At 72.9% G+C, this 23,814-nt stretch carries 23 protein-coding genes and 2 tRNA genes; 15 read left to right on the top strand and 10 right to left on the bottom strand.

Translation table 11 applies throughout. From position 1 onward, the window contains the following. Nucleotides 1–21 precede the first annotated feature (21 nt). The 5 genes from ACIQD7_RS18985 to ACIQD7_RS18965 form a co-directional block, all read right to left on the bottom strand. Nucleotides 22–1,074, bottom strand: coding sequence for a 2-oxoacid:ferredoxin oxidoreductase subunit beta (locus ACIQD7_RS18985; RefSeq protein ID WP_402442828.1), 1,053 nt, complete (start codon nt 1,072–1,074; stop codon nt 22–24). Continuing rightward, nucleotides 1,067–3,004, bottom strand: a complete 1,938-nt coding sequence (locus tag ACIQD7_RS18980) for a 2-oxoacid:acceptor oxidoreductase subunit alpha (RefSeq protein WP_402442826.1) — start codon at nt 3,002–3,004, stop codon at nt 1,067–1,069. Before ACIQD7_RS18980 ends, ACIQD7_RS18985 begins: the two co-directional genes overlap by 8 nt. Nucleotides 3,005–3,268: 264 nt before the next feature. Then, nucleotides 3,269–3,928, bottom strand: a complete 660-nt coding sequence (locus ACIQD7_RS18975; RefSeq protein ID WP_402443288.1) for a LuxR C-terminal-related transcriptional regulator — start codon at nt 3,926–3,928, stop codon at nt 3,269–3,271. 287 nt (nt 3,929–4,215) lie between these two features. Beyond that, complete coding sequence (locus ACIQD7_RS18970) at nt 4,216–5,502, bottom strand: sensor histidine kinase (RefSeq protein ID WP_402442824.1); 1,287 nt, start codon at nt 5,500–5,502, stop codon at nt 4,216–4,218. A gap of 509 nt (nt 5,503–6,011) precedes the next feature. After that, entirely contained in the window at nt 6,012–7,187 is a 1,176-nt protein-coding gene (locus ACIQD7_RS18965) for a sensor histidine kinase (RefSeq protein ID WP_121830134.1), read from the bottom strand. A 152-nt stretch (nt 7,188–7,339) separates the two neighbouring features. Here ACIQD7_RS18965 and ACIQD7_RS18960 point away from each other — a divergent pair, with 152 nt between their 5' ends. From ACIQD7_RS18960 to ACIQD7_RS18900, 13 genes are all read left to right on the top strand, one after another. Further along, nucleotides 7,340–7,768, top strand: coding sequence for an NADH-quinone oxidoreductase subunit A (locus ACIQD7_RS18960; protein WP_199836967.1), 429 nt, complete (start codon nt 7,340–7,342; stop codon nt 7,766–7,768). Then, nucleotides 7,759–8,355: an NADH-quinone oxidoreductase subunit B gene (locus tag ACIQD7_RS18955; protein WP_121830135.1), complete on the top strand. Its 597-nt coding sequence runs from the start codon at nt 7,759–7,761 to the stop codon at nt 8,353–8,355. The genes ACIQD7_RS18960 and ACIQD7_RS18955 overlap by 10 nt, the downstream gene beginning before the upstream one ends. Continuing rightward, a complete protein-coding gene (locus ACIQD7_RS18950) occupies nt 8,352–9,992 on the top strand; it encodes an NADH-quinone oxidoreductase subunit C (protein ID WP_402442822.1) in 1,641 nt (546 codons plus the stop codon). The genes ACIQD7_RS18955 and ACIQD7_RS18950 overlap by 4 nt, the downstream gene beginning before the upstream one ends. Next, nucleotides 9,989–10,957 carry a complex I subunit 1 family protein gene (locus tag ACIQD7_RS18945; protein ID WP_121830137.1) on the top strand — a complete coding sequence of 323 codons (969 nt, stop codon included), beginning with the start codon at nt 9,989–9,991 and terminating at the stop codon, nt 10,955–10,957. The genes ACIQD7_RS18950 and ACIQD7_RS18945 overlap by 4 nt, the downstream gene beginning before the upstream one ends. Beyond that, entirely contained in the window at nt 10,957–11,505 is a 549-nt protein-coding gene (locus tag ACIQD7_RS18940) for a NuoI/complex I 23 kDa subunit family protein (RefSeq protein WP_402442819.1), read from the top strand. Before ACIQD7_RS18945 ends, ACIQD7_RS18940 begins: the two co-directional genes overlap by 1 nt. Beyond that, a complete protein-coding gene (locus tag ACIQD7_RS18935) occupies nt 11,502–12,077 on the top strand; it encodes an NADH-quinone oxidoreductase subunit J (protein WP_402442817.1) in 576 nt (191 codons plus the stop codon). Before ACIQD7_RS18940 ends, ACIQD7_RS18935 begins: the two co-directional genes overlap by 4 nt. Then, entirely contained in the window at nt 12,077–12,475 is a 399-nt protein-coding gene (nuoK, locus tag ACIQD7_RS18930; protein ID WP_402442815.1) for an NADH-quinone oxidoreductase subunit NuoK, read from the top strand. The genes ACIQD7_RS18935 and nuoK overlap by 1 nt, the downstream gene beginning before the upstream one ends. Continuing rightward, the gene (locus tag ACIQD7_RS18925; RefSeq protein WP_402442813.1) at nt 12,472–14,448 is read left to right on the top strand and encodes an NADH-quinone oxidoreductase subunit L; all 1,977 of its coding nucleotides are present in this window, start codon (nt 12,472–12,474) and stop codon (nt 14,446–14,448) included. Before nuoK ends, ACIQD7_RS18925 begins: the two co-directional genes overlap by 4 nt. Before the next feature lie 27 nt (nt 14,449–14,475). Beyond that, on the top strand, nt 14,476–16,029 hold the full coding sequence (locus ACIQD7_RS18920) for a NuoM family protein (RefSeq protein ID WP_402443286.1): 1,554 nt from the start codon (nt 14,476–14,478) through the stop codon (nt 16,027–16,029). Then, on the top strand, nt 16,026–17,627 hold the full coding sequence (locus tag ACIQD7_RS18915) for an NADH-quinone oxidoreductase subunit N (protein ID WP_402442812.1): 1,602 nt from the start codon (nt 16,026–16,028) through the stop codon (nt 17,625–17,627). Before ACIQD7_RS18920 ends, ACIQD7_RS18915 begins: the two co-directional genes overlap by 4 nt. A gap of 34 nt (nt 17,628–17,661) precedes the next feature. After that, the gene (gene mscL / locus ACIQD7_RS18910; protein WP_161374645.1) at nt 17,662–18,117 is read left to right on the top strand and encodes a large conductance mechanosensitive channel protein MscL; all 456 of its coding nucleotides are present in this window, start codon (nt 17,662–17,664) and stop codon (nt 18,115–18,117) included. 146 nt (nt 18,118–18,263) lie between these two features. Next, on the top strand, nt 18,264–19,127 hold the full coding sequence (htpX, locus tag ACIQD7_RS18905; RefSeq protein WP_121830144.1) for a zinc metalloprotease HtpX: 864 nt from the start codon (nt 18,264–18,266) through the stop codon (nt 19,125–19,127). Continuing rightward, nucleotides 19,124–19,531 carry a YccF domain-containing protein gene (locus tag ACIQD7_RS18900; RefSeq protein ID WP_121830145.1) on the top strand — a complete coding sequence of 136 codons (408 nt, stop codon included), beginning with the start codon at nt 19,124–19,126 and terminating at the stop codon, nt 19,529–19,531. The genes htpX and ACIQD7_RS18900 overlap by 4 nt, the downstream gene beginning before the upstream one ends. Here ACIQD7_RS18900 and ACIQD7_RS18895 read toward each other — a convergent pair. From ACIQD7_RS18895 to ACIQD7_RS18885, 3 genes are all read right to left on the bottom strand, one after another. Continuing rightward, the gene (locus ACIQD7_RS18895) at nt 19,528–20,154 is read right to left on the bottom strand and encodes an alpha-ketoglutarate-dependent dioxygenase AlkB family protein (RefSeq protein WP_402442807.1); all 627 of its coding nucleotides are present in this window, start codon (nt 20,152–20,154) and stop codon (nt 19,528–19,530) included. The genes ACIQD7_RS18900 and ACIQD7_RS18895 overlap by 4 nt on opposite strands. Continuing rightward, the gene (locus ACIQD7_RS18890; RefSeq protein ID WP_402442806.1) at nt 20,151–20,648 is read right to left on the bottom strand and encodes a methylated-DNA--[protein]-cysteine S-methyltransferase; all 498 of its coding nucleotides are present in this window, start codon (nt 20,646–20,648) and stop codon (nt 20,151–20,153) included. Before ACIQD7_RS18890 ends, ACIQD7_RS18895 begins: the two co-directional genes overlap by 4 nt. Before the next feature lie 96 nt (nt 20,649–20,744). After that, nucleotides 20,745–21,236: a YajQ family cyclic di-GMP-binding protein gene (locus tag ACIQD7_RS18885; protein WP_121830148.1), complete on the bottom strand. Its 492-nt coding sequence runs from the start codon at nt 21,234–21,236 to the stop codon at nt 20,745–20,747. 171 nt (nt 21,237–21,407) lie between these two features. Between ACIQD7_RS18885 and ACIQD7_RS18880 the strand changes: the two genes are divergently transcribed. Beyond that, nucleotides 21,408–21,489 (top strand) — tRNA-Tyr (locus ACIQD7_RS18880). A gap of 69 nt (nt 21,490–21,558) precedes the next feature. Here ACIQD7_RS18880 and ACIQD7_RS18875 read toward each other — a convergent pair. Further along, nucleotides 21,559–22,215: an SDR family oxidoreductase gene (locus tag ACIQD7_RS18875; protein ID WP_402442804.1), complete on the bottom strand. Its 657-nt coding sequence runs from the start codon at nt 22,213–22,215 to the stop codon at nt 21,559–21,561. 2 nt (nt 22,216–22,217) lie between these two features. Beyond that, nucleotides 22,218–23,519 (bottom strand): amidohydrolase family protein, encoded by a 1,302-nt coding sequence (locus ACIQD7_RS18870; protein WP_402442802.1) that lies wholly within the window; start codon nt 23,517–23,519, stop codon nt 22,218–22,220. A gap of 206 nt (nt 23,520–23,725) precedes the next feature. On the opposite strand from ACIQD7_RS18870, the gene ACIQD7_RS18865 reads away from it, so the two are divergent. Next, nucleotides 23,726–23,798 (top strand) — tRNA-Thr (locus ACIQD7_RS18865). Nucleotides 23,799–23,814: the final 16 nt, after the last annotated feature.

The raw sequence follows: 23,814 nt of genomic DNA, 5'->3' as shown, positions 1-23,814 counted from the left end.
CCGCCGTCACGTCGTCGTCCGTCAGCCGGCGACGGTCCAGGTGTCGTTGCCGGTGAGGAGCTGGGCGAGGTCGCCCTTGCCGTGCTGTTCGACGGCGGTGTCGAGCTGTTCGGCCATGAGGGTGTCGTAGACGGGCCGGTCGACGGAGCGGAAGACGCCGATGGGGGTGCGGTGGAGGGTGTCGGAGTCGGCGAGGCGGGAGAGGGCGAAGGCGGTGGTGGGGGTGGTGGCGCGGGCGTCGTGGATGAGGATGTCGCCCTCGTTTTCGGGGGTGACCTCGACGACGTCGAGGTCACCGGTGGCCGGGTTGCGCACGACGCCCTTGGCGAGGTCGGTGCCGAAGCGGATCGGCTGCCCGTGTTCGAGGCGGATGACGGCTTCCTGGGCCTGGTCCTTGTCCTTGAGGGCTTCGAAGGCACCGTCGTTGAAGATGTTGCAGTTCTGGTAGATCTCGACCAGGGCGGTGCCGTTGTGGTCGGCGGCCTGGCGCAGGACCTCGGTGAGGTGTTTGCGGTCGGAGTCGACGGTGCGGGCCACGAAGGAGGCCTCGGCGCCCAGCGCGAGGGAGACCGGGTTGAACGGGGCGTCCAGGGAGCCCATCGGGGTGGACTTGGTGATCTTGCCGGTCTCGCTGGTGGGGGAGTACTGGCCCTTGGTGAGGCCGTAGATGCGGTTGTTGAAGAGCAGGATGGTCAGGTTGACGTTGCGGCGCAGGGCGTGGATGAGGTGGTTGCCGCCGATGGACAGGGCGTCGCCGTCGCCGGTGACGACCCAGACCGACAGGTCGCGGCGCGAGGTGGCCAGGCCGGTGGCGATGGCGGGGGCGCGGCCGTGGATGGAGTGCATCCCGTAGGTGTTCATGTAGTACGGGAAGCGGGAGGAGCAGCCGATGCCGGAGACGAAGACGATGTTCTCCTTGGCCAGGCCGAGTTCGGGCATGAAGCCCTGGACGGCGGCCAGGACGGCGTAGTCGCCGCAGCCGGGGCACCAGCGCACTTCCTGGTCGGACTTGAAGTCCTTCATGCTCTGGGCGGCCTCGGCCCTGGGCACCAGGCTCAGCAGTGGCTCAGGCATCGATGGCCTCCTTGAGGACGGCGGCGAGCTGTTCGGCCTTGAACGGCATCCCGTTGACCTGGGTGTGACTGCGCGCGTCCACCAGGTACTTCGCCCGCAGCAGGGTGGCGAGCTGCCCGAGGTTCATCTCCGGCACCACGACCGTCTCGTAGCTCTTCAGGACGTCGCCGAGGTTCTTCGGGAAGGGGTTGAGGTGGCGCAGATGGGCCTGGGCGATGTGGCCGCCCTCGCGGCGGATGCGGCGCACGGCGGCGGTGACGGGCCCGTAGGTGGAACCCCAGCCGAGGACCAGGGTGCGGGCGCCGTCCGGATCATCGACGTCCAGGTCGGGGACCTGGATGCCGTCGATCTTGGCCTGGCGGACGCGGACCATGAAGTCGTGGTTGGCCGGGTCGTAGGAGATGTTCCCGGTGCCGTCCTGCTTCTCGATCCCGCCGATCCGGTGCTCCAGCCCCGCCGTCCCCGGCACCGCCCACGGCCGGGCCAGGGTCTCGGGATCACGCTTGTAGGGCCAGAACGCCTGCGTGCCGTCGGCCAGTTCATGGTTCGGGCCGGTGGCGAACGCGGTCCGCAGATCCGGCAGCTCACCGATGTCCGGCACCCGCCACGGCTCGGATCCGTTCGCCAGATAGCCGTCGGAGAGCAGGAAGACCGGGGTGCGGTAGACCAGCGCGATCCGGGCGGCTTCCAGGGCCGCGTCGAAGCAGTCGCCCGGGGTCCGGGGCGCGATCACCGGCACCGGCGCCTCGCCGTTGCGCCCGTACATCGCCTGCAGCAGGTCGGCCTGCTCGGTCTTGGTCGGCAGCCCGGTCGAGGGACCACCGCGCTGGATGTCCACGATCAGCAGCGGCAGCTCCAGCGAGACCGCCAGACCGATCGTCTCGCTCTTGAGCGCCACCCCCGGCCCGGACGTGGTGGTGACCGCCAGCGAGCCGCCGAACGCGGCGCCGAGCGCGGCGCCGATCCCGGCGATCTCGTCCTCCGCCTGGAAGGTCCGCACGCCGAAGTTCTTGTGCTTCGACAGCTCGTGCAGGATGTCCGAGGCCGGCGTGATCGGATACGAGCCCAGATACAGCGGCAGGTCGGCCTGCCGGGACGCCGCGATCAGCCCGTAGGACAGCGCCAGGTTCCCCGAGATGTTGCGGTACGTGCCGGTGGGGAAGGCGGTGGTGGCGGGGGCGACCTCGTAGGAGACCGCGAAGTCCTCGGTGGTCTCGCCGAAGTTCCAGCCGGCCCGGAACGCGGCCACGTTCGCCTCCGCGATCTGCGGCTTCTTCGCGAACTTCGCCCGCAGGAACGCTTCCGTGCCCTCGGTCGGCCGGTGGTACATCCAGGACAGCAGGCCCAGCGCGAACATGTTCTTCGACCGCTCCGCCTCCTTGCGGGACAGCCCGAAGTCCTTCAGCGCCTCGATCGTCAGCGTCGTCAGCGGCACCGGATGTACCCGGTAGCCCTCCAGCGAACCGTCCTCCAGCGGCGAGACCGCGTAGCCGACCTTCGCCATCGCCCGCTTCGCGAACTCGTCGGTGTTGACGATGATCTCCCCGCCGGGCGGCACGTCCCCCAGATTGGCCTTCAGCGCGGCCGGGTTCATCGCCACCAGCACGTTCGGCGCGTCCCCCGGGGTGAGGATGTCGTGGTCCGCGAAGTGCAGCTGGAACGAGGAGACACCGGGCAGGGTCCCGGCGGGAGCGCGGATCTCGGCCGGGAAGTTCGGCAGCGTGGAGAGGTCGTTCCCGAACGACGCCGTCTCCGAGGTGAACCGGTCACCCGTCAACTGCATCCCGTCACCGGAGTCACCCGCGAAACGGATGATCACCCGATCGAGCCGGCGCACTTCCTTCACGGTGCCGTCCTGGGGCGTGGCCGGGGCGCCTCTCTGCTCCCCTAGCAGGGCCTCGCCGGCCTCGCTGCTGACCTGGCTGGTCACTGAACTGGACCTCCCTCGTGGCAAGGGGACTCTCCGCCGGAGGCGGGGAGGAGCTCGGGGCGCGGTCGGCCGATCACCGTCCGTCCCGTGGCCCACCCTACGACGGCGGGGTCGAGTCTCCCTGGACTTCTTGCATCATGGACCGCTTTTTGAGATCCGTTCTGTCAGGGTTCGTCCTGCCGTGTCGCCGCCCGAAGTGTTCCGGAAGGTCTGGTTCCGGTCATTCTGTGGTCGTGGGCCTCTCAGGGCCCCCGCCCGAGGGCCTCACGACCTCAGGTAGGTCAGCACGGCGAGTACCCGCCGGTGGTCGCCGTCACTCGGCGAGAGCCCCAGCTTCAGGAAGATGTTGCTGATGTGCTTCTCCACCGCGCCGTCGCTCACGACCAGCGCCTTCGCGATCGCCGAGTTCGTCCGCCCCTCCGCCATCAGGCCCAGGACCTCCCGCTCGCGCGGGGTCAGGTTCGCCAGGACGTCCTGCTGACGGCTCCGGCCGAGCAGCTGCTGCACGACCTCCGGGTCCAGTGCCGTGCCGCCCCCGGCGACCCGGACGACCGCGTCCACGAACTCGCGGACCTCCGCGACCCGGTCCTTCAGGAGGTAGCCGACGCCCCGGCTGGAGCCGGCCAGGAGCTCGGTGGCGTACTGCTCCTCCACGTACTGCGAGAGGACGAGGACCCCGAGCCCCGGATGGTCCTTGCGCAGCCGCACCGCCGCCCGCACCCCCTCGTCGGTGTGCGTCGGCGGCATCCGCACGTCCGCCACCACCACGTCCGGCAGCGCCCCCCCGGCCGCCAGCTTCCCCACCGTCTCCACCAGCGCCTCGCCGTCACCGACCCCGGCGACGACCTCGTGCCCCAGGTCGGTCAGGAGCCGGGTCAGCCCTTCCCTGAGCAGTACCGAATCCTCGGCGATGACCACCCGCACCCGTCCCGCCACGTCCCGCTCTCCCACGCCCCACAGCCCCCATGATCCGGTCGTCCGGTCTTCCGTCGAGGCCCAGCATCGCACCCGGAGGACCTCGGAAGACCCCTGAGGAAGCCGGAAGGCCTAGGGGGTGTCTTGTCGATCATGCCGGGCTCGCGACGCCCGGCACCGCACCTCGCCGCGTTGCCGAAACACCCTCATAGCTCCGCTATGAGCGCGCTCCGGCGCCTTGCGAGGCACGGCACCGGACGCCGCTCCCTGATCCGGCCTGATCGACAAGACACCCCCTAGGCTCGCCAGGGCAGTTCGACCGTCACCGTCGTCGGGCCGCCCGCCGGGGAGTCCACGGCCAGGACCCCGTCCACCGCCCCGACCCGGTCGGAGAGCGCCGCCAGGCTCCGCCCGGCCGCCGCCTCCGCGCCGCCGACGCCGTCGTCCCCGACCTGGAGCATCAGCCGGTCGCCCGCGCGCCACACGTCCACCCGGGCGCGCCGCGCCCGCGCGTGCTCGGTGACGTTCCGCAGCAGCTCCGACACCGTGAAGTACGCGATGCCCTCGATCGCCGCGACCGGCCGCGCCGGCAGGTCCACGTCCACCGACACCGGGACCGCGCAGCGCGAGGCCACCGCCGACAGGGCCGCGTCCAGGCCCCGGTCGGTGAGGACGGCCGGGTGGATGCCCCGGGCCAGGTCCCGCAGCTCCTGGAGCGCGAGCTTCACCTCGCCGTGCGCCTCCTCCACCAGGACCGCCGCCGCCTTCGGGTCCTCCGCCAGCCTCTCCTTCGCCAGGCCCAGGTCCATGGCGAGCGCCGAGAGCCGGGCCTGCGCGCCGTCGTGCAGCGCCCGCTCGATGCGCCGCAGGTCGGCGGCGGCGGTGTCCACGAGCACGCCCCGGTCCGACTCCAGCTCCGTCACCCGCGAGGCCGGCCGGGACGGGCCGAGCAGCCCGGCCACCAGGAACCGGTCGACGGCGACGAACCCGCGCAGCAGCCACGGCCCGACCAGCACGAACAGCAGGCCGACCGCGCAGGTCACCGCGATCTCGAAGGGCGAGTCCAGATAGAGGCCGTGCGTCCCGTCGCCGTACAGCTGGATCCCGTCCTGCCCGACGTACGCGGGGAACGTCCACTGCCACAGCGGATACGTGAAGAGGCTCCAGCCCCACGCCCAGAACGCCACCGTCACCGAGAAGGAGAACACCGCCCACGGCATGTGCACGAACGCGTACAGCAGGTGCCGCCAGGACGCCCCGCTCCTCAGCACGGCCCCCATCCACGAGAACGGCCCGCCGGTCCGGCCGCGCACCGGCTCCGGCGCCGCCACGTCGAGGCCGAGCAGCGCCCGGGCCCGGGCCCGCTCCACCGCCCCGAAGCCCCGGCACAGGGCGAGCGCCCCGGCCAGGACCGGCACCCCGAGGAAGGTGATGAGCAGCCCGGCGCCGGTCGAGACGAGGGAGACGGAGAGCGCGAACCAGCAGATGCTCAGGGGGAGCCCGATCAGCACGTACCCGAGGGCGCGCCAGGTGCGGCCCTCGAACGGCGCGCGGATCGCGGCGGGGAGTCGGTCGGAGGGCATGGCGGACGTCCTTCTCTGCTGGGGGAGCCGGGGGGTGCGTGTTCCAGGATTCCGTTCCGGCGGACGCCGGACCATGAGGGAGGTCGGCGTCTGCGGGCGGGGGTTTTCCCCACCCCAAGGGCCCCTTCGGAAGGACCGGGTGGTGTCCGGGCGGTGACCCGGGGGCTGCCGGGTTCCCGCGGAGTGGGCGCCTGGTGGCCGTGGGGTGGTCGTTCCGTGACTGCGGGGCGGTGAGCGGGCGATGGCCGGGATCCGGCGGGTGGCGGCTGGACGCGCGATGGACGTGCGGTGGGCGACGGCCTCACGACAGCCGCGCCTTGGGACCGCTGGACGCTTTACGACCGCCGACCGCCGACCGCCGACCGCCGACCGCCGACCGTCGACCGTCGACCGTCGACCACCTCGCGACCGCCGGACGCCTCGCGGTTGCCGCCCGCCTCACGCCCGCGGTGCGACCGCCGCCCGCCTCACGACCGCCACCCGCCTCGCGACTACCGCCCGCCGCGCGTTCACCGCCCCGCCGGCCGGTCCCGCCACGGCAGTTCCGCCGTCACCGTCGTCGGGCCGCCCGCAGGGGAGTCCAGGACGAGGACGCCGTCGACCGCGCCGAGGCGTTCCGCGAGCCCGGCGAGCCCCGTACCGCCGTCGAGGCGCGCCCCGCCGGTGCCGTCGTCGCGGACCTGGAGCATCAGCCGGTCGGCCGCCCGCCACACCTCCACGGAGGCGGACCGGGCGCGGGAGTGCTTGGAGACGTTCTGGAGCAGCTCCGACACCGTGAAGTACGCGATGCCCTCGATCGCCTCCGCCGGCCGCCCGGCCAGGTCGACGTCGACCCGCACCGGCACCGTGCAGCGCGCGGAGACGGAGGACAGGGCGGCGCCGAGCCCCCGGTCGGTGAGGACGGCCGGGTGGATGCCCCGGGCCAGGTCCCGCAGCTCCTGGAGCGCGAGCTTCACCTCGCCGTGCGCCTCGTCGACCATCGCGGCGGCGGCCTCCGGGTCGTCCAAGAGCTTCTCCTTCGCCAGGCCGAGCCCCATCGCGAGGGCGACGAGCCGGGCCTGCGCGCCGTCGTGCAGGTCGCGCTCGATGCGCCGCAGGTCGGCGGCGGCGGTGTCCACGACCACGCCCCGGTCCGTCTCCAGCTCGGCGATCCGCCGCTCCAGCTCGTCGGAGGGCGAGAGCAGCCCCCGGACCATGCCCCGGTCGGCACCGGCGAGGAGCCGCGCCAGGAAGGGCAGCACGGGCCAGAGGACGAGGAGCGAGACCAGGGAGACCGTGAACGTCAGGATTCCCCAGGGCAGCCGGATCAGCCCGTACAGCTGGGTCCGCCAGGCCACCGGGTCCTTCAGCGCCGACCACAGCCAGCCGAAGAAGCCCCCGCGCCGGGGCAGCGGGGACGGCTCGCCGACCTCGACGCCGAGCAGGCCCCGGGCCCTCGCCCGCTCCGACCGGCCGATCAGCCGGGCGCCGCCGAGGCCGAGGGCGAGCAGCGGAAGGCCGATCACGGTGACCGAGAGCCCCACGCCGAGCACGACGCTCACCACCGCGTAGACGAAACCGGCCAGCGCCGTGAACAGGTTGGAGAGGAGGAAGGCGAGCTCCTTCCAGGTCTCCTTGCCGTAGGCGGTACGGGGACGCGCCGGGGCACCGGAGGGGGCGGCGGCGGAGTCGTGATCGGCACTCATGGGCCCCAGGGTGCCCGGCGCGGATCGCGCGCCGCCATGGGGGAGGTGGGTGAACGGGAGGGGGGTTAACCCCACCGGAACCGGCCACCGCGACTGCTTACGGTCTCTTTAACAGGGCCTAGACTCGCGTGCGTACAGAACAGAAGTGACCCATGGGGCACCTGGACCGAGGGGCGGACGTGCGGGAACCGACCGTTGTCGCGGCCGACGCGGCGGACTACTTCCAGACGTACTCCGTCGTCGGCCTGCTCGCCGTCGTCGGCGTGCTCTTCGTCGCCGTGGCGTTCGGCGCCGGCCGGCTGCTCCGGCCCGTCGTGCCGACGCCCGAGAAGCTCCTCACGTACGAGTGCGGCGTCGACCCCGTGGGGGAGGGCTGGGCGCACACCCAGGTCCGCTACTACGTGTACGCCTTCCTCTACGTGATCTTCGCCGTCGACTCGATCTTCCTCTTCCCCTGGGCGACGGTCTTCGCCGCGCCCGGCTACGGCGCCACGACCCTGGTCGAGATGTTCGTCTTCCTCGGCTTCCTGGCCGTGGGGCTGCTCTACGCGTACAAGAAGGGCGTCCTGACGTGGACGTAACACCCGGAGTCCCCGGAACCGCCGCCGAGCCCGTGGCCCTGCCCGCGCCGAAGCTGGGGACGCTCGCCCGCCTGGCCCCGGAGCCGATGAAGGTGGTCCTGAACTGGGGCCGCCGCTACAGCCTGTGGGTCTTCAACTTCGGCCTCGCCTGCTGCGCGATCGAGTTCATCGCCGCGTCGATGGCCCGGCACGACTTCATCCGCCTCGGCGTGATCCCCTTCGCGCCCGGCCCGCGCCAGGCCGATCTGATGATCGTCTCGGGCACGGTGACGGACAAGATGGCGCCGGCCGTGAAGCGCCTGTACGAGCAGATGCCCGAACCGAAGTACGTCATCTCCTTCGGCGCCTGCTCCAACTGCGGCGGCCCGTACTGGGACTCGTACTCCGTGACGAAGGGCGTCGACCAGATCATCCCGGTCGACGTGTACGTGCCGGGGTGCCCGCCCCGGCCCGAGGCGCTGCTCCAGGGCATCCTCAAGCTCCAGGAGAAGATCGCGCGGGAGAGCCTGGCCGAGCGCTACGGACGGTCGGCCTCGGTGTCCGAACTGACGAGCCCGCTGACGCCCCCGCCGGGAGGCACGGCATGAGCGCGTACGACGGCCTTCCCGACGCGGTGACGGAGGTCTTCGGCGAGGAGGCGACGGCGGAGCGGGCGTACGACCTGCTGACGGTCGACGTCCCGCCGTCCTCCTGGATCGCGGCCCTGACCACGGCCCGCGACGAGCTGGGCTGCACCTACTTCGACTGGCTGAGCGCGGTCGACGAGCCGGGCACCGGCTTCCGGGTCTGCGCGCACGTGGTGTCCCTCGCGGAGGGCGGCCCGCGCCGCCTCCTCGTCCGTACGACGGTCCCGCACGCGGCCCCCGTCCTCCCCACGGCGGTGGGCGTGTACGCGGGCGCGGGCTGGCACGAGCGCGAGACCCACGAGATGTTCGGCGTGGACTTCACCGGCCACCCGCACCTGGTCCCGCTCCTCCTCCCCGAGAACTTCGAGGGCCACCCGCTGCGCAAGGACTTCGTCCTCGCGGCCCGGGTCGCCAAGGCGTGGCCGGGCGCGAAGGAACCGGGCGAGTCCCACGACGGCGGCCCCAAGCGCCGCCAGATGCTCCCCCCGGGCGTCCCGGACCCCAATGAATGGGGCCCCCTCAAGGGCCAACTCCCCCCGGCCCCCACCCGAGCCGAACGCCCACCCCGCCGCCCCCGCCCGACACCGGACACCCCGACATCCCAGGACACGCCCCCTCGCCGTACCCGCTCGGCGTCGGAGGGCTCGACGAGCCAGGACGCGCCGGCGGCGCCTCGCCGTACGCGCTCGGCGTCGGAGGGCTCGGCGAGCCAGGACGCGCCGGCGGCGCCTCGCCGTACGCGCTCGGCTTCGGACGGCTCGGCCAGCCAGGACGTACCGGCGTCGCCCCGCCGTTCCCGCTCGGCTGCGGACGGCTCCGCGAGCCAGGCGGCGGGGGAGCCGGGCGCTCCGGTACGCCGTACGCGCTCCGCGTCGGACGGCTCCGCGAGCCAGGCGCCCCCGGAGGCGGGCGACACGACGGCGGGCACCCCGCCCGAGACGGCCCGCCCGCCGCGCCGCTCCCGCTCCGCGTCGGACGGCTCGGTGAGCCAGTCGACGGCACCGGGCACGGAGACGCCGGACGCGACGACACCGGACACGTCGGCACCCGGTGCGGAGGCGCCGGGCACGTCGGGGCGCCCGCCACGCCGTTCCCGCTCGGCCGCCGACGGTTCGGCGAGCCAGGCGGCGGGGGAGCCGGGCGCCCCGGTACGCCGTACGCGCTCCGCGTCGGACGGCTCCGCGAGCCAGACGCCCCCGGAGCCGACGGCCCCCCGGCGCACCCGCAGCTCGGACGCCCCCTGGCACCACGCCCGCCCGGCCTTCGACGAGGAACCGACGGCTCCGGCGAAGCCGGACACCGGGACGCCCCCGGCCGAGCCCGTCACCCCGGCGAAGCCGGACACCGCCGCCGAGCCGTCCGCTCCGGCCGAGCCCGGCACGGATGCCGAGTCCAACGGGCCGGCCGACGTACAAGGTTCCGCCCCGCGCCCCGCGCACCCCGCCACCGAGCCGGGGACCGGGGCCGAAGGTCCCGAGAAGAACCCCGACGCCGACGGACCCGGCAAGGCCCGGCCCACGGACACGGACACAGGCACAGGCACGGACACCGACCCAGGCCCCACCACCACCCACCCCGCCGGAGGCGATCCCGCGTGAACGACGTACTCGACGTCGCCCTCCGGCTCCTCGTCGTCTTCGCCGTCTTCCTCGTGCTGCCCCTCGTCGTCGGCCAGACCGAGCACAAGGTCATGGCCCACATGCAGGGCCGCCTCGGCCCCATGTACGCCGGCGGCTTCCACGGCTGGGCCCAGCTCGTCGCCGACGGCGTGAAGTTCGCGCAGAAGGAGGACGTGGTCCCGAAGGACGCCGACCGGCGGGTCTTCCAGCTCGCGCCGGCCGTCGCCCTCCTCCCGTACCTCCTCGTCCTCGTCGCGATCCCGGTCGGCCCGGGCGAGGGGGCCGTCGGCCAGGTCGTCGACGCGGGGATCTTCTTCGTGCTCGCCGTCATGGGCGTCGGCGTCCTCGGCAGCCTCATGGCCGGCTGGGCCTCCGCGAACAAGTTCTCGCTGCTCGGCGGCCTGCGGACGGCCGCCCAGCTCCTCGCGTACGAGCTCCCGATGCTCCTCGCCGCCGCCTCCGTCGCGATGGCCGCCGGCACCGTCTCCCTCCCCGGCATCCTGGACGCCTTCGAGTGGTGGTGGGTGCCCTGGCAGATCGTCGGCGCGCTCGTCTTCTTCGTGGCCGGCCTCGCCGAGCTCCAGCGGCCGCCGTTCGACATGCCGGTCGCCGACTCGGAGATCATCTTCGGCGCGTACACCGAGTACACCGGCCTCCGCTTCGCGCTCTTCCTGCTCGCCGAGTACGCGGGCATCGTCGTCCTCTGCGGCCTCACCACCGTCCTCTTCCTCGGCGGCTGGCACGGCCCCCTCGGCGCCGACGGCCTCGGCTGGGTCTGGACCCTCCTGAAGACCGCCGTCCTCGCCTTCGTCGTCATCTGGCTGCGGGTCAGCTACCCGCGCCTGCGCGAGGACCAGCTCCAGCGCCTCGCCTGGACGACCCTCGTCCCGCTCGCCCTCGCGCAGATCGCGCTCACCGGCATCGTGAAGGTGGCGATCCAGTAATGGCACCGATTCCGGGTTCCGGCCTCGCCAAGGGCCTCGCCGTCACCCTCCGCACCATGACGAAGCGCTCGCACACCGCGCAGTACCCCGACGTCCAGCCCGAACTCCCGCCCCGCACCCGCGGGGTCATCGGCCTGTTCGAGGAGAACTGCACGGTCTGTATGCTCTGCGCCCGCGAGTGCCCCGACTGGTGCATCTACATCGACTCCCACAAGGAGACGGTGGCGCCCGCCGCCCCCGGCGGCCGCGAGCGCAGCCGGAACGTCCTCGACCGCTTCGCCATCGACTTCGCGCTCTGCATGTACTGCGGCATCTGCATCGAGGTCTGCCCCTTCGACGCGCTGTTCTGGTCGCCCGAGTTCGAGTACGCGGAGACCGACATCCACGAGCTGACGCACGAGCGCGACAAGCTCCGCGAGTGGATGTGGACGGTCCCGGAACCGCCCGCGCTCGACCCGCGCGCGGAGGAACCGAAGGAGATCGCCGCCGCCCGCAAGGCGGCGGAGAAGGCGGCGGCCGCGGCGGCCGCCGAGGGGGAACAGCGGTGATCCTGACAGCGGTACACACAGCACAGCAGCAGGCCGAGCAAGGCCACGGCTTCCTCTCGCCCACCGGCGTCGAGATCGCCTTCCTCCTCGTCGGCCTCGTCACCCTCGGCGCCGCCGTCGTCACCGTCACCACCCGCCAGCTGGTGCACGCCGCCCTCTGGCTGGTCGTGGCCCTCGGCGGCCTCGCCGTCGAGTACCTGCTCCTGACCGCCGAGTTCATCGCCTGGGTCCAGGTGCTGATCTACGTCGGCTCCGTCGTCGTCCTCCTCCTCTTCGGCCTCATGCTCACCAAGGCCCCCATCGGCCGCTCCCCGGACACCGACTCGGGCAACCGCCCGGTCGCCCTCGCCGTGGCCCTGGCCGCCGCGGCCGCGCTCGTCTGGGTGGTCGTCGACGCGTTCCGCACGACCTGGATCGACCTCGACGGCGCCGTCCAGGGCTCCACCGAGGTGACCGGCGCGATCCTCTTCCGGCACTGGGTGCTGCCCTTCGAGGCGCTGTCCGTGCTCCTCCTGGCCGCCCTGGTCGGCGCCATCGTGCTCTCCCGGAAGAAGAAGGAGGGGGAACGCTGATGCACCTCGCCTACCCGGCCGTCCTCGCCGCCCTCCTCTTCTGCACCGGCCTCTACGGCGTGCTCGCCCGCCGCAACGCGATCCTCGTCCTGATGTCCGTCGAGCTGATGCTCAACGCCGTCAACCTCAACCTCGTCGCCTTCGACGTCTGGCTCCGCGACGCCCTCCACGCCGGCCAGGCCCTCACCCTCTTCACCATCGCCGTCGCCGCCGCGGAGATCGGCATCGGCCTCGCGATCGTCCTGATGGTCCACCGCAACCGCGGCACCTCGGACATCGACCGCCTCCGCGACACGGCGGAGAACCCGCACGAGGACCCGGACACGGACCCCGACCCCGATCCGGACACGGCCCCGCCCTCCGGCCCGCACGACGAGAAGGCCGAGGCCGCCGCGTGACCACGACCACCCTCGCCGTCCTCGTCCCCCTCCTCCCCTTCCTCGGCGCCGCCGCCGGACTCCTCCTCGGCCGCACCGCCCCCGGCTTCGTCCGCCCCCTCGCCGTACTCCCGACCCTCGCCGCCGCCGTCCTGGCCGTGCTCGTGGCGGTCCGGCAGGGCGGCGGGAAGGCGATCGACGACGCCACCCAGCTCACCCCCACCGGCTCGGTCCCGATCGACCTGGCCCTGCACGTCGACGGCTTCGCCGCCCTCGTCGCCGTCCTCGTCGGCGTGGTCGCGACCTGCGTGCAGATCTACTCGACCGGCTACCTCCGCGAGGACCCCCGCTACCCCTCGTACGCCGCGCTCGTCTCCCTCTTCACCGCCGCGATGCTCCTCGTCGTCTACTCCGGCGACCTGATGGTGCTCCTGGTCGGCTGGGAGGTCATGGGCATCTGCTCGTACTTCCTCGTCGGCCACTACTGGGAGACCCCCGAGGCCCGGTCCGCCTCCCTCAAGGCCTTCCTCGTCACCAAGCTCGGCGACGTCCCCTTCCTCCTCGGGCTCTTCGCGCTCGCCGCCGACGCCGGCACCTTCCGGATCACCGGGGTCCTCGGCGCCGTCGCGACCGGCGGCCTCGACCACCCCACCGTGATCGCGCTGCTGCTGCTCGCCGGCGTCGCGGGCAAGTCCGCCCAGTTCCCGCTGCACACCTGGCTCCCGGACGCCATGGCCGGCCCGACCCCCGTCTCCGCGCTCATCCACGCGGCGACGATGGTCGCCGCCGGCATCTACTTCACCGCCCGGCTGCTTCCGGTCTTCGCCGCCTCCGCCGCCGCGATGACCGTCCTCGCCGTGCTGGCCGCGATCACCATGGTCGGCTCGGCGCTCGCCGCGCTCGCCCAGGACGACATCAAACGGGTCCTCGCCTACTCGACGATCGGCCAGCTCGGCTACATGGCCGGGGCCCTCGCCGTCGGCGACCGGGGCGCCGCCGTCTTCCACCTCCTCTCGCACGCCGCCTTCAAGGCGCTGCTCTTCCTCGCCGCCGGCGCGGTCATCCACGCCGCCGGCACGAACTCGCTCACCGCCATGTCCCGCACCGGCGGCCTCGCGAAGCGGATCCCGGACGCGTACTGGACGATGACCGTCGCCCTCCTCGCGCTCGCCGCGATCCCGCCCTTCGCCGGCTTCTTCTCCAAGGAGGCCGTCCTGGTGGCCGCCGAGCACACCGCGCTCGGGGACCGGACCGTCGCCCCCGCCGGAGCCGGCTGGACCGTCCTCGTCGCCGGCCTCCTGACCGCCCTCCTCACCGCCGCCTACGCCCTCCGCCTCTGGCTGCGCACCTTCCGAGGCCGGGGCCCGGAGGCCCCGGACCACGGCCGCCAGCCGATCGCGATGACGAGCGTCCTGTGGGTCCTGGCCGTCCCCTCCCTCGGCTTCGGCCTGACCGTCCGGTACCTCCCCGACTGGTTCGACGGGCACGACCTCGCCCCGACCCTCACCACCGCCGTCCTCGGCACCGGCCTCGCCGTCGCCGGAGCCGCCGTCACCTACGCGGTCTGGCGCACCCTCGCGGCCCGGGCCCCCGCCGTCCCCACCCCGCACGTCGCCCACCCGGACGCCGACGCGGGCCTGGTCGAGGCCGAGGCGCTGCACCTGCCGCACCCCGCCGAGGACCCGGCCGACCCCGGCCGCGTCCTCCTCGGGCCGCTGCACCGCCCCGCCGCCGACGGCTTCCACCTGGACGCCGTCTACCGGGCCGCCTTCGTCCGCCCCGTCCTCGCCGCCGCCTCCCTGGCCCGCTTCCTGGACCGCGAGGTCGTCGACACGTACGTCCGGGGCGCCGCGGGCTCGGCCAAGGGCCTGGGCTGGCTCGTCCGCCGCGCCCAGACCGGCAACCTGCAGACCTATCTGAGCGCCCTGCTCGCCGGCTCCGTCGTCCTGGCGATCGCCGCAGTCGCCCTCGCCAACGCCGTCGCCGGAGCGTGAGCCGTGATCGATATCAGCGAATCCGTGATGCAGTTCCTCCTCGCATTGATCGTCGCCGGACCGCTCCTCGGCGCCGTCGCCGCCCTCCTCCCGGCCCCGCCCGGGCTGAAGGGGAAGTCGCCCGACCAGGCCGTCCTGCGCCACGGCGTCACCGTCACCGGCGTGATCCTGCTCGCCGCGATCGTCCTCGCGCTCGGCTTCGACCACGACCACCCGTCGCGGATGCAGGCCACGACGGACATCAGCTGGATCAGGGCACTGGACGTGCGGATCCACCTCGGTGTCGACGGCATCTCCCTCCCCCTCCTGGTCCTGACCGCGCTCCTGTGCTTCCTCTGCGCGCTCCACAGCTACTTCAAGACGCCGAGCGGGCCGTCCCCCAAGGCCTTCGTCGCCCTGCTCCTCGTCCTGGAGTCCGGCACCCTCGCGACCTTCGCCGTTCTCGACCTCGTCCTGTTCTTCCTGGCCTTCGAGACGGTGCTCGTCCCGATGTACTTCCTCATCGCCCGCTGGGGCGGCGAGGGCAGGCGCGCCGCCGCCTGGAAGTTCGTCCTCTACACGCTGCTCGGCTCCGTCGTCATGCTGCTCGGCCTGCTCCTCATCGGCGTGAAGGCGGGCACGTTCGACATGGTGGCACTCGCCACCGACAACGGCCGGGGACTGACCACGTCCGTGCAGGTCATCGCCGTTCTCGCGATCGGGATCGGGCTCGCCGTGAAGACCCCGATGTGGCCGCTGCACAGCTGGCTGCCGGACGCCCACACCGCCGCCCCCACCGTCGGCTCCGTCCTCCTCGCCGGCGTCCTGCTCAAGATGGGCACGTACGGATTCGTCCGGATCGTCCTGCCGATCGCGCCCGACGGCATGAGAACCTTCGCCCCGTACCTCGCCGCCTTCGCCGTCGCCGGGATCGTCTACGGCTCGCTCGTCTGCCTCGCCCTCGCGCGCCCCGGCGCCAAGGGCGACCTCAAGCGCCTCATCGCGTACTCCTCCGTCGGCCACATGGGCTTCGTGCTCCTCGGCATCGCCACCATGACCCCCACCGGGGTCAACGGCGCCCTCTTCGCCAACGTCGCCCACGGCCTCGTCACCGGACTGCTCTTCTTCCTGGTCGGCGCGGTCAAGGACCGGTACGGCACCGCCGACCTCGACACCCTCGCCGGCGCCACCGGAGCCGCCCTCTACGGCCGCGCCCCCCGTCTCGGCGCCCTCCTGGCCTTCGCCGCCGTCGCCTCCCTCGGCCTGCCCGGCCTCGCCGGGTTCTGGGGCGAGATGCTGGCCCTCTTCGGCGCCTTCGACCCGGCCGAGGGCCTCAGCCGCCCCGCCTTCCTCGCCTTCACGGCGATCGGCGCCTTCGGCACCCTGCTCACCGCCGCGTACCTCCTGATCGTCGTCCGCCGCGTCTGCATGGGCGGCCCCCGGCCCGCCGGGGAGACCCCGATCCCCGACGTCCAGGGGTACGAGTTCGCCGCCTGGACCCCGCTCGTCGCCCTCACCGTCCTCGCCGGACTCTGGCCCGCCGTCCTCCTCGGCCTCACCGACCCGGCCGTCCAGAAGCTCCTCGCCGGAGGCACCCAGTGACGTCGCAGCTCGTCCAGTCCGTCGACTGGCTCACGATCGCGCCCCCCGTCCTCACGGCCGCGGTCGCCCTCGCCGTCCTCGTCGCCGACCTCTTCCTCCCCCCGGAGCGCAAGCAGGTCCTGGGCTGGACCGCGATCGGCGGCCTCACCGCCGCCCTCGCCCTCCTCGTGCCCCTGCGGGCCGGCGACCGCTCCACCTTCTGCCTCACCCCCGACACCCGGGTCACGGCGTGCAGCTACACCGCCGACCACTTCACCCTGGTCGTCCAGCTCCTCGTCCTCGGCGGGGCGCTCCTCACCGCGCTGCTCTCCCTGGACGCGACCCGCGAGAAGACCCCGGCCGGCGGAAGGCCGTCGCCCCGCGGGCACCTCCCGGCCGGCGAGTACTGGTTCCTGCTGCTCTCCTCGGCCGCCGGAGCCGCCCTGCTGCCCGCCTCCCGGGACCTCGCGACCCTCGTCGTCGCCCTGGAGGTGGCCTCCCTGCCCGCCTTCGCGCTCGTCGGCCTCAAGCGCGGCGACCGCAGGTCCGGCGAGGCCGCCCTCAAGTTCTTCCTGTCCTCCGTCACCGCGACCGCCGTCACCCTGCTCGGCGCGAGCTTCGTGTACGCGGCGACCGGCACCCTCCACCTCACGGAGATCGCCCAGCGCCTCGACGACGTCCCCGGGCAGCTCCAGACCCTCGCCGAGGCCGGCGTCGCCCTCACCCTCGTCGGCTTCGCCTTCAAGACGGCCGCCGTGCCCTTCCACTTCTGGGTCCCCGACACCTACGTCGGCGCCCCGCTGCCCGTCGCCGCCTACCTCTCCGTGGTCGGCAAGGCCGTCGGCTTCACCGGCCTGATCCTGGTGACCGTCGTCGCCTTCCCCTCGTACGCGGACGTGTGGGGTCCGGCGCTCGCCGTCCTCGCCGCGCTCACCATGACCGCCGGGAACGTCGCCGCCCTGCGCCAGCTCTCCACGCGCGTGTGGAGCGCGGTCCGGCTGCTCGCCTGGTCCTCCGTCGCCCAGGCCGGCTACCTCCTGGTGCCGATCGCGGCCGCCGCGTACTCCGGGAACGACCAGGTCGGCGCCACCGTCGCGTACGCCCTGATGTACGCCGTCGTGAACCTCGGCGCCTTCGCGGTCGTCGCGCTCGTCGCGCGCGTGCGCCCCCGGAACCGGATCGAGGACTACCGGGGCCTGTACGCGGCGAGCCCCGCCGCCGCCCTCGCGCTCGCCTTCTTCCTCCTGAATCTGGCCGGTTTGCCCCCGGGTATCATCGGCCTCTTCGCCAAGGTGACCGTCTTCTCGGCGGCCGTCGACGCGGGCCTGGGCTGGCTGGCCGTGGTCATGGCGCTCAACGTCGTGATCGCGCTGTACTACTACCTCCACTGGACGGCCCTGCTCTTCCGCACCCCGCAAGAGGCCCCGGGAGAGGCCCCGGAGGAAGCGCCGGGAGAGACCCCGGCAGGAGCCCCGGAAGGGGCCCGGGAGGGCAGCGTCGCCCTCCACCGGTCCTCCGCGCCGATCACCCTGGCGATCGCGCTGACCGCCGCCGCCGGAGCCGTCCTGTCGGGCTATCCGCAGTTCGCCCTCCGCTTCGCGACGACGACGCTCTTCTGACCCCCACCCGAGCAGAACCTAGGAGCAGGGCCCCGTGCTGAACGGATTCAAGGACTTCATACTTCGCGGGAACGTCATCTCGATGGCCATCGGCCTGGCCGTCGGAACGGCGTTCACCTCCGTCGTCACGGGCTTCAGCAAGGCCTTCATCACCCCGCTCATCGGCCTCGCCACCGGCTCCGTGGGCAACTTCAACGACGCGACGTTCAGCGTCGGCAAGACCGTCTTCCCCTACGGCCTGGCCATCTCCGCGTCCATCGCCTTCGTCATCACGGCGGCGGTCCTCTACTTCCTGATCGTCGTCCCCATGACGAAGATCCAGCACAAGTTCGCCAAGGAGGAGGCGGCCGACCCCAAGTCGGAGAAGCGCGACTGCCCCCACTGCTACAGCGAGATCCCGACCATCGCCTCCCGCTGCGCCCACTGCACCAGCGAGGTCGAGCCCGTCGCCACCTTCCCGGAGAAGGTCGAGGTCCCGGCTCCCCGCTGATCACCCGAACGGCCCACAGGCCGCCCCGGTGCGGCCGGGGGAACCCGAGCCTCCCGCCTGGCGTTGACCAGTACGGGAGGGTCCACTGAAGGAGTGGACCTCATGAAGAAAAGGGTTCCCCTGCCGCACCACCTGGAGGGCGTACCGTGCACCGCCGGCACAACGGGCTGAGGACCGCCGTCCTCCTCGGAGGGCTCTCGGCCCTCATCATCGTCATCGGCAGCTTCTTCGGGCGTACGGGACTGATCGTCGCGCTCGTCGTGGCGCTCGGCACCAACGCGTACGCGTACTGGAACAGCGACAAGCTGGCGCTGCGGGCCATGCGCGCCCGCCCGGTCAGCGAGTTCGAGGCGCCCGCGCTCTACCGGATGGTGCGCGAGCTCTCCACGCAGGCGCGCCAGCCCATGCCCCGGCTCTACATCTCGCCGACCCAGGCGCCCAACGCCTTCGCGACCGGACGCAACCCGCGCAACGCCGCCGTCTGCTGCACCGAGGGCATCCTCGCCCTGCTCGACGAGCGCGAGCTGCGCGGGGTCATCGGCCACGAGCTCAGCCACGTCTACAACCGGGACATCCTCATCTCCTCGGTCGCCGGAGCGCTCGCCTCCGTGATCATGTTCCTGGTCAACTTCGCCTGGCTGATCCCCGTCGGCCGCTCCAACGACGACGACGGCCCCGGCCTCCTCGGCTATCTCCTGATCCTGATCCTCGGCCCGATCGCCGCCTCGATCATCCAGCTGGCCATCTCCCGCTCCCGGGAGTACGAGGCCGACGCCTCCGGCGCCCAGCTCACCGGAGACCCGCTCGCCCTGGCGGGCGCCCTGCGGAAGCTGGAGGCCGGCACCAAGCAGCTGCCGCTGCCGCCCGAGCCCCGGATCGAGACCGCGAGCCACATGATGATCGCGAACCCGTTCCGGCCCGGCCAGGGCCTCTCCAAGATGTTCTCCACCCACCCGCCGATGGCCGAACGCATCGCCCGGCTCGAACAGATGGCAGGTCGACGCCCGTGAAGACGATCCTGAACGTCATTTGGCTGATCCTGTGCGGATTCTGGATGTTCCTGGGCTACATGCTCGCGGGACTCCTGCTCTGCGTCACGATCATCGGCATCCCCTTCGGGCTCGCCGCCTTCCGCATCGGGATCTACGCCCTGTGGCCCTTCGGCAAGACGGTCGTCGACCGCCGCGACGCGGGCGCGCCCTCCTGCGTGGGCAACGTCCTGTGGCTGATCCTGGCCGGCTGGTGGCTGGCCCTCGGCCACATCACCACCGGCATCGCCCTCTGCCTCACGATCATCGGCATCCCGCTGGGCATCGCGAACTTCAAGCTGATCCCGGTCTCGCTGCTGCCCCTGGGCAAGGAGATCGTCTCCACGGACCGGGCCGCGGGCGTCCACGTCCCGCAGGGCTACTAGGGGATCCCGGTCTCCCGCAGGGTGATGTTGAGCCGCCCTCGCAGCCCGAGGGCGGGCTCGGCGGTCCCGGGGAACACCCGGGGCACCCCGTGGTGCGCCCACCGCGAGGGCCCGCCGAAGATGAACAGGTCCCCGGAGGCCAGCTCGACGTCCCGGTACGGCCGCCCCCGGCCCTCCGCGTTCCCGAAGCGGAACACGCACCGGTCCCCGAGGCTCAGCGACACCACCGGCGCGCCCGAACGCTCCTCCCGGTCCTGGTGCATCCCCATCCGCGCCTCGGACGCGTAGAAGTTCACGAGCGCGGTGTCGGGCGCGAAGCCGCCATGCTCCCCGTACGCCTCGGCGACGGCCTCCCGCCCAAGCGAAACCAGCCACCCGGGCAGTTCGAGGCCGACGGAGTCGAGATACCGATACGGCACCCACTGCCGCCCCAGACACAGCGACCGCACCGACATGACGCCCCCGCCCGGCAGCACGGTCCGCCGGTACGGGAAGGGCCCGCGCCCCCACTCCCGGCAGGCGTCCACCAGCTCCCGCTGCCGCGAGAAGGGGAGCCACGCGGGCACGTGCACGGCTCCGGGAGCCACGAGAACCCGCTCCCGGGGAAAGAGCCCCTCGCTCACGCCAGGGCCCCCTCCAGGCCCAGCAGGCGCTCCTTGCGCTCGACCCCGGCGGCGTACCCGCGCAGGGCCCCGTCGGCCCCGATCACCCGGTGGCAGGGCCGCACCACGAGCAGCGGATTGCGCCCGATCGCGGTCCCCACGGCCCGCACCCCGGCCCCGGCCGCCCCGACCCGCCGGGCGATCTCCCCGTACGAGACGGTGGTGCCGTACGGCACGTCTTCGAGCACGCGCCAGACCCGCCGCTGGAACTCGGTCCCCACCCGGTCGTCACAGACCACCTCGAACCGCTCCCGCTCCCCGGCGAAGTACTCCCGCAACTGCCCGGCGACCTCCTCGAAGGCCCCCGGCGCACACGTCCACCCGTCCCCGACCGCGACGCCCCCCTTCTGCCCCGGCAGGGACAGCGAGCCCAACGCGACACGACCCCCCGGCACGAGCCGCCCGACGAGCAGCATCTCCCCCAGGGGGCCGTCGACGTACGCGTACACGGTCATGACTGCTTCCTCTCCCGCACGGTCCTTCCACGCCCCAGTGTGCGGGGCCGCCGACGAAGGGGCTGGCGGGATTCGGACACGACCTTCGGCGGCCGGCTAGCGGTAGTTCACGAACTGGATCGCGAAGTCGAAGTCCTTGCCCTTGAGGAGCGCCTGCACGGCCTGGAGGTCGTCCCGGCTCTTCGAGCTGACCCGCAGCTCGTCGCCCTGGACCTGGGCCTTGACGCCCTTGGGGCCCTCGTCGCGGATGGTCTTCGCGACCTTCTTGGCGTTCTCCTGGGAGATGCCCTCGGTGACCGAGGCGAAGAGCTTGTACTCCTTGCCGGAGAGCTGCGGCTCGCCCTCGACGTCCAGCGACTTGAGCGAGATCCCGCGCTTGATCAGCTTGGACTGGAAGATGTCGAGGATCGCGTTGACCCGCTCCTCGCCGTTCGCCTGCATGAGGATCTTCTCGCCCGACCAGGAGATCGAGGCGTTGGTTCCCTTGAAGTCGTAGCGCTGCGAGATCTCCTTGACGGCCTGGTTGAGGGCGTTGTCGACCTCCTGCCGCTCGACCTTGGAGACGATGTCGAAACTGGAGTCGGCCATGACTCGTGGCTCCTTGCTCGGATGCTGTGGGATACAGACCGAAGCCTAGGGGGTGAGCCACGGCCCGAACCGCTGATCAATCCGGTGGCGGAGCACCCCGGGGGATCAGGTATTGTTTACGTCGTTGCCAGGGAACACCGCCGAAAAGCGGCTCCACGGCAGCGATCTCATGGCGATGTGCCCGAGCGGCCAATGGGAGCGGACTGTAAATCCGTCGGCTTAGCCTACCCAGGTTCGAATCCTGGCGTCGCCACACGAGAAGAAGCCCCCGATGCTTGCATCGGGGGCTTCCTTCGTTGTGCAGCTTGCGCGAGCGGCCGGGTCAGTTTCCGGCCACCGACTTCACCGCCACCGACACCGGCGTCGAGCCCGAGGTCAGTTCCAGGGTGAGGCCGGCCGTGGCCGGGGTTTCCAGGAGTTCCGCGAGGACCGCCGCCACGTCGTCGCGGGGGACCGGGCCGCGGCCCGTGCGGGCCTCCAGGCGGACCAGGCCCGTGCCCGCGTCGTCGGTGAGGGTGCCGGGGCGCAGGATCGTCCAGTCCAGGGCCGTACGGGAGCGGATCTCGTCGTCCGCCGAGCCCTTGGCCCGCAGGTACGTGTCGAAGATCTCCTCGCCCGGGTGGGACGCGTCCGCGCCCATCGAGGAGACGACGACGTACCGCCGCACCCCCGCCCGTTCCGCCGCGTCCGCGAAGAGCACCGCGGCCCCCCGGTCCACCGTGTCCTTGCGGTCCGCGCCGCTGCCCGGGCCCGCGCCCGCGGCGAAGACGACCGCGTCGGCGCCCCGCAGGGCGTCGGCGACCATGTGGGACGACGCCGTCTCCAGGTCCAGGACGACGGGCTCGGCACCCGCCTCCCGCAGGTCCGCCGCCTGTTCCGGCCGGCGGATGATCCCCGCCACCTCGTGTCCGCCCGCCGACAGCAGCCTCTCCAGGCGCAGGGCGATCTGTCCGTGTCCTCCAGCGATGACGATGCGCATACTCACGACCGTACGACGGGACCGGCCTGAGGGCTTCCCGGTTCGGGCGGCCGCCTCGTCCGCGCCTGCCGCGGCAGGTCCGGCGCCGCCTCCGAGTCGCAGTACTCCCGCACCGCGCTCGTCCGCGCCACCACCCGCCCCCGGTGCACCACGATCCTGCTGTACGCCAGGGACAGCGCGCCCGCGAGCCGCTCGCCCCGCACCGCCAGGAGCTCCGCCGGGAAGCCCGCCTCCACCCGTACCTCCGGAAGGCCGAGGGCCGCCCGCGCCTCCGTGCTCACCGCCCCGTACGCCTCCTCCGGCGAGAGCCCGCCCTGCGAGGCCAGCAGGTACGCCGCCTCCAGCGGGTCCCCGCGCCCCACCGGGTTCGCCGCGTCCCGCAGCGCCCCGCTCCCGGCCGCCACCCGCACCCCAGTCGACCGCAGCAGCCGCACCGGCGCCGTCCCCCCGGGCTCCCGGCCCCGCGACCCCGCGTCCGCGCACCCGCCCTGCGGCAGGCACACCACCGTCACGCCGGCCGCCGCCAGCCGGTCCGCCGCCCGCCCCGCCACCTCCGAGGGCAGCCGGGCGAGGCCCGCGCACGGCCCGATCGTCACCGCCGTCCCCAGCTCCCCGGCCCGCGCCGCCAGGCGGGCCAGCCACGCCGGGTCGTCCCCCTCGGTGTGCAGGTCCACCGGCACCCCGTGCTCCGCCGCGACCTCCAGGACCGCCGCCAAGTGCCCGTCCGGGTCGGGATCCAGGTCCGGGCGGCCGCCGACCGCCCCCGCGCCCGCGCGCACCGCGTCCCGCAGCAGCGCCCGCCCGTCCGCGCCCGCCGCCCCCGTGAGCAGCCGGGGCACGGCGACCGGCGTCAGCTCGCCCAGGCCGTGCAGCGAACGCCGGGCCCTGAGCACCGCCTCCAGCGGCCCGAGCCCGCGGTCGCCGCCGATCCGCACGTGCGCGCGCAGCGCGGTCGCGCCGTGCCCGAGCTGGAGCAGCGCGGCCTCCGTGGCCCGGCGCCGCACCTCCTCCCCGTCGTACGGGACGGGGCCGGGGAGGTCGGCGGTGAGCGCGGTGTCGGCGTGGGCGTGCGGCTCGGCCGGCGCGGGCAGCAGCAGATGGCCGGTGAGGTCCACCCGGGCGCCCGCGGTCACCGGCTCCAGGCTGCCCGCCGTGCCGACCGCCTCGATCCGGTCGCCCACCAGCCGCACGTCCACGGTCCGCCCGTCGGCGAGACGCGCGTGCGCGAGCAGGAGCGAGGTCGGGCCGGCGCCGGGCGCGGCCCCGTCCCCGGGCGGCCGGGGCTGCTTGCTGTCGGCTGACATCCGGCTCCTCAGGCCTCCTCGGGATCGGGATCACCCGGCGTGGGCCCGAGCCTAGGGGCGCCCGCGATGACCTGCGGGGAGAGGCGCGGCGGGCGTACCGATGAGGGCACGTGTGGCGTACGTGACGCCTGGTGGGAGGGGGCGGAACGGCTCCGGGAAACGGATTTGGGAGATGGGCCGGGGACCGTGTAATGTCTTCCTCGCTCGCCCCAATAGCTCAGTCGGTAGAGCGTCTCCATGGTAAGGAGAAGGTCTACGGTTCGATTCCGTATTGGGGCTCTGGTGAGAAGGACCC

It is taken from the genome of Streptomyces sp. NPDC093071 (assembly GCF_044754545.1).
Taxonomy (GTDB): Bacteria; Actinomycetota; Actinomycetes; order Streptomycetales; family Streptomycetaceae; genus Streptomyces.
The sequence above is the reverse complement of the archived record's forward strand: the minus strand, read 5'-3'. Positions and strand labels throughout refer to the sequence as shown.

Excerpts from the sequence above, each read along its gene's own strand:
- ACIQD7_RS18970 (WP_402442824.1), bottom strand. The coding sequence starts at position 5,502 with ATGCCCTCCGACCGACTCCCCGCCGCGATCCGCGCGCCGTTCGAGGGC.
- ACIQD7_RS18940 (WP_402442819.1), top strand. The coding sequence starts at position 10,957 with ATGGCACCGATTCCGGGTTCCGGCCTCGCCAAGGGCCTCGCCGTCACC.
- ACIQD7_RS18985 (WP_402442828.1), bottom strand. The coding sequence starts at position 1,074 with ATGCCTGAGCCACTGCTGAGCCTGGTGCCCAGGGCCGAGGCCGCCCAG.
- ACIQD7_RS18890 (WP_402442806.1), bottom strand. The coding sequence starts at position 20,648 with ATGACCGTGTACGCGTACGTCGACGGCCCCCTGGGGGAGATGCTGCTC.
- ACIQD7_RS18875 (WP_402442804.1), bottom strand. The coding sequence starts at position 22,215 with ATGCGCATCGTCATCGCTGGAGGACACGGACAGATCGCCCTGCGCCTG.
- ACIQD7_RS18950 (WP_402442822.1), top strand. The coding sequence starts at position 8,352 with ATGAGCGCGTACGACGGCCTTCCCGACGCGGTGACGGAGGTCTTCGGC.
- ACIQD7_RS18960 (WP_199836967.1), top strand. The coding sequence starts at position 7,340 with ATGGGGCACCTGGACCGAGGGGCGGACGTGCGGGAACCGACCGTTGTC.
- ACIQD7_RS18920 (WP_402443286.1), top strand. The coding sequence starts at position 14,476 with ATGCAGTTCCTCCTCGCATTGATCGTCGCCGGACCGCTCCTCGGCGCC.
- ACIQD7_RS18885 (WP_121830148.1), bottom strand. The coding sequence starts at position 21,236 with ATGGCCGACTCCAGTTTCGACATCGTCTCCAAGGTCGAGCGGCAGGAG.
- ACIQD7_RS18965 (WP_121830134.1), bottom strand. The coding sequence starts at position 7,187 with ATGAGTGCCGATCACGACTCCGCCGCCGCCCCCTCCGGTGCCCCGGCG.
- nuoK (WP_402442815.1), top strand. The coding sequence starts at position 12,077 with ATGCACCTCGCCTACCCGGCCGTCCTCGCCGCCCTCCTCTTCTGCACC.
- ACIQD7_RS18870 (WP_402442802.1), bottom strand. The coding sequence starts at position 23,519 with ATGTCAGCCGACAGCAAGCAGCCCCGGCCGCCCGGGGACGGGGCCGCG.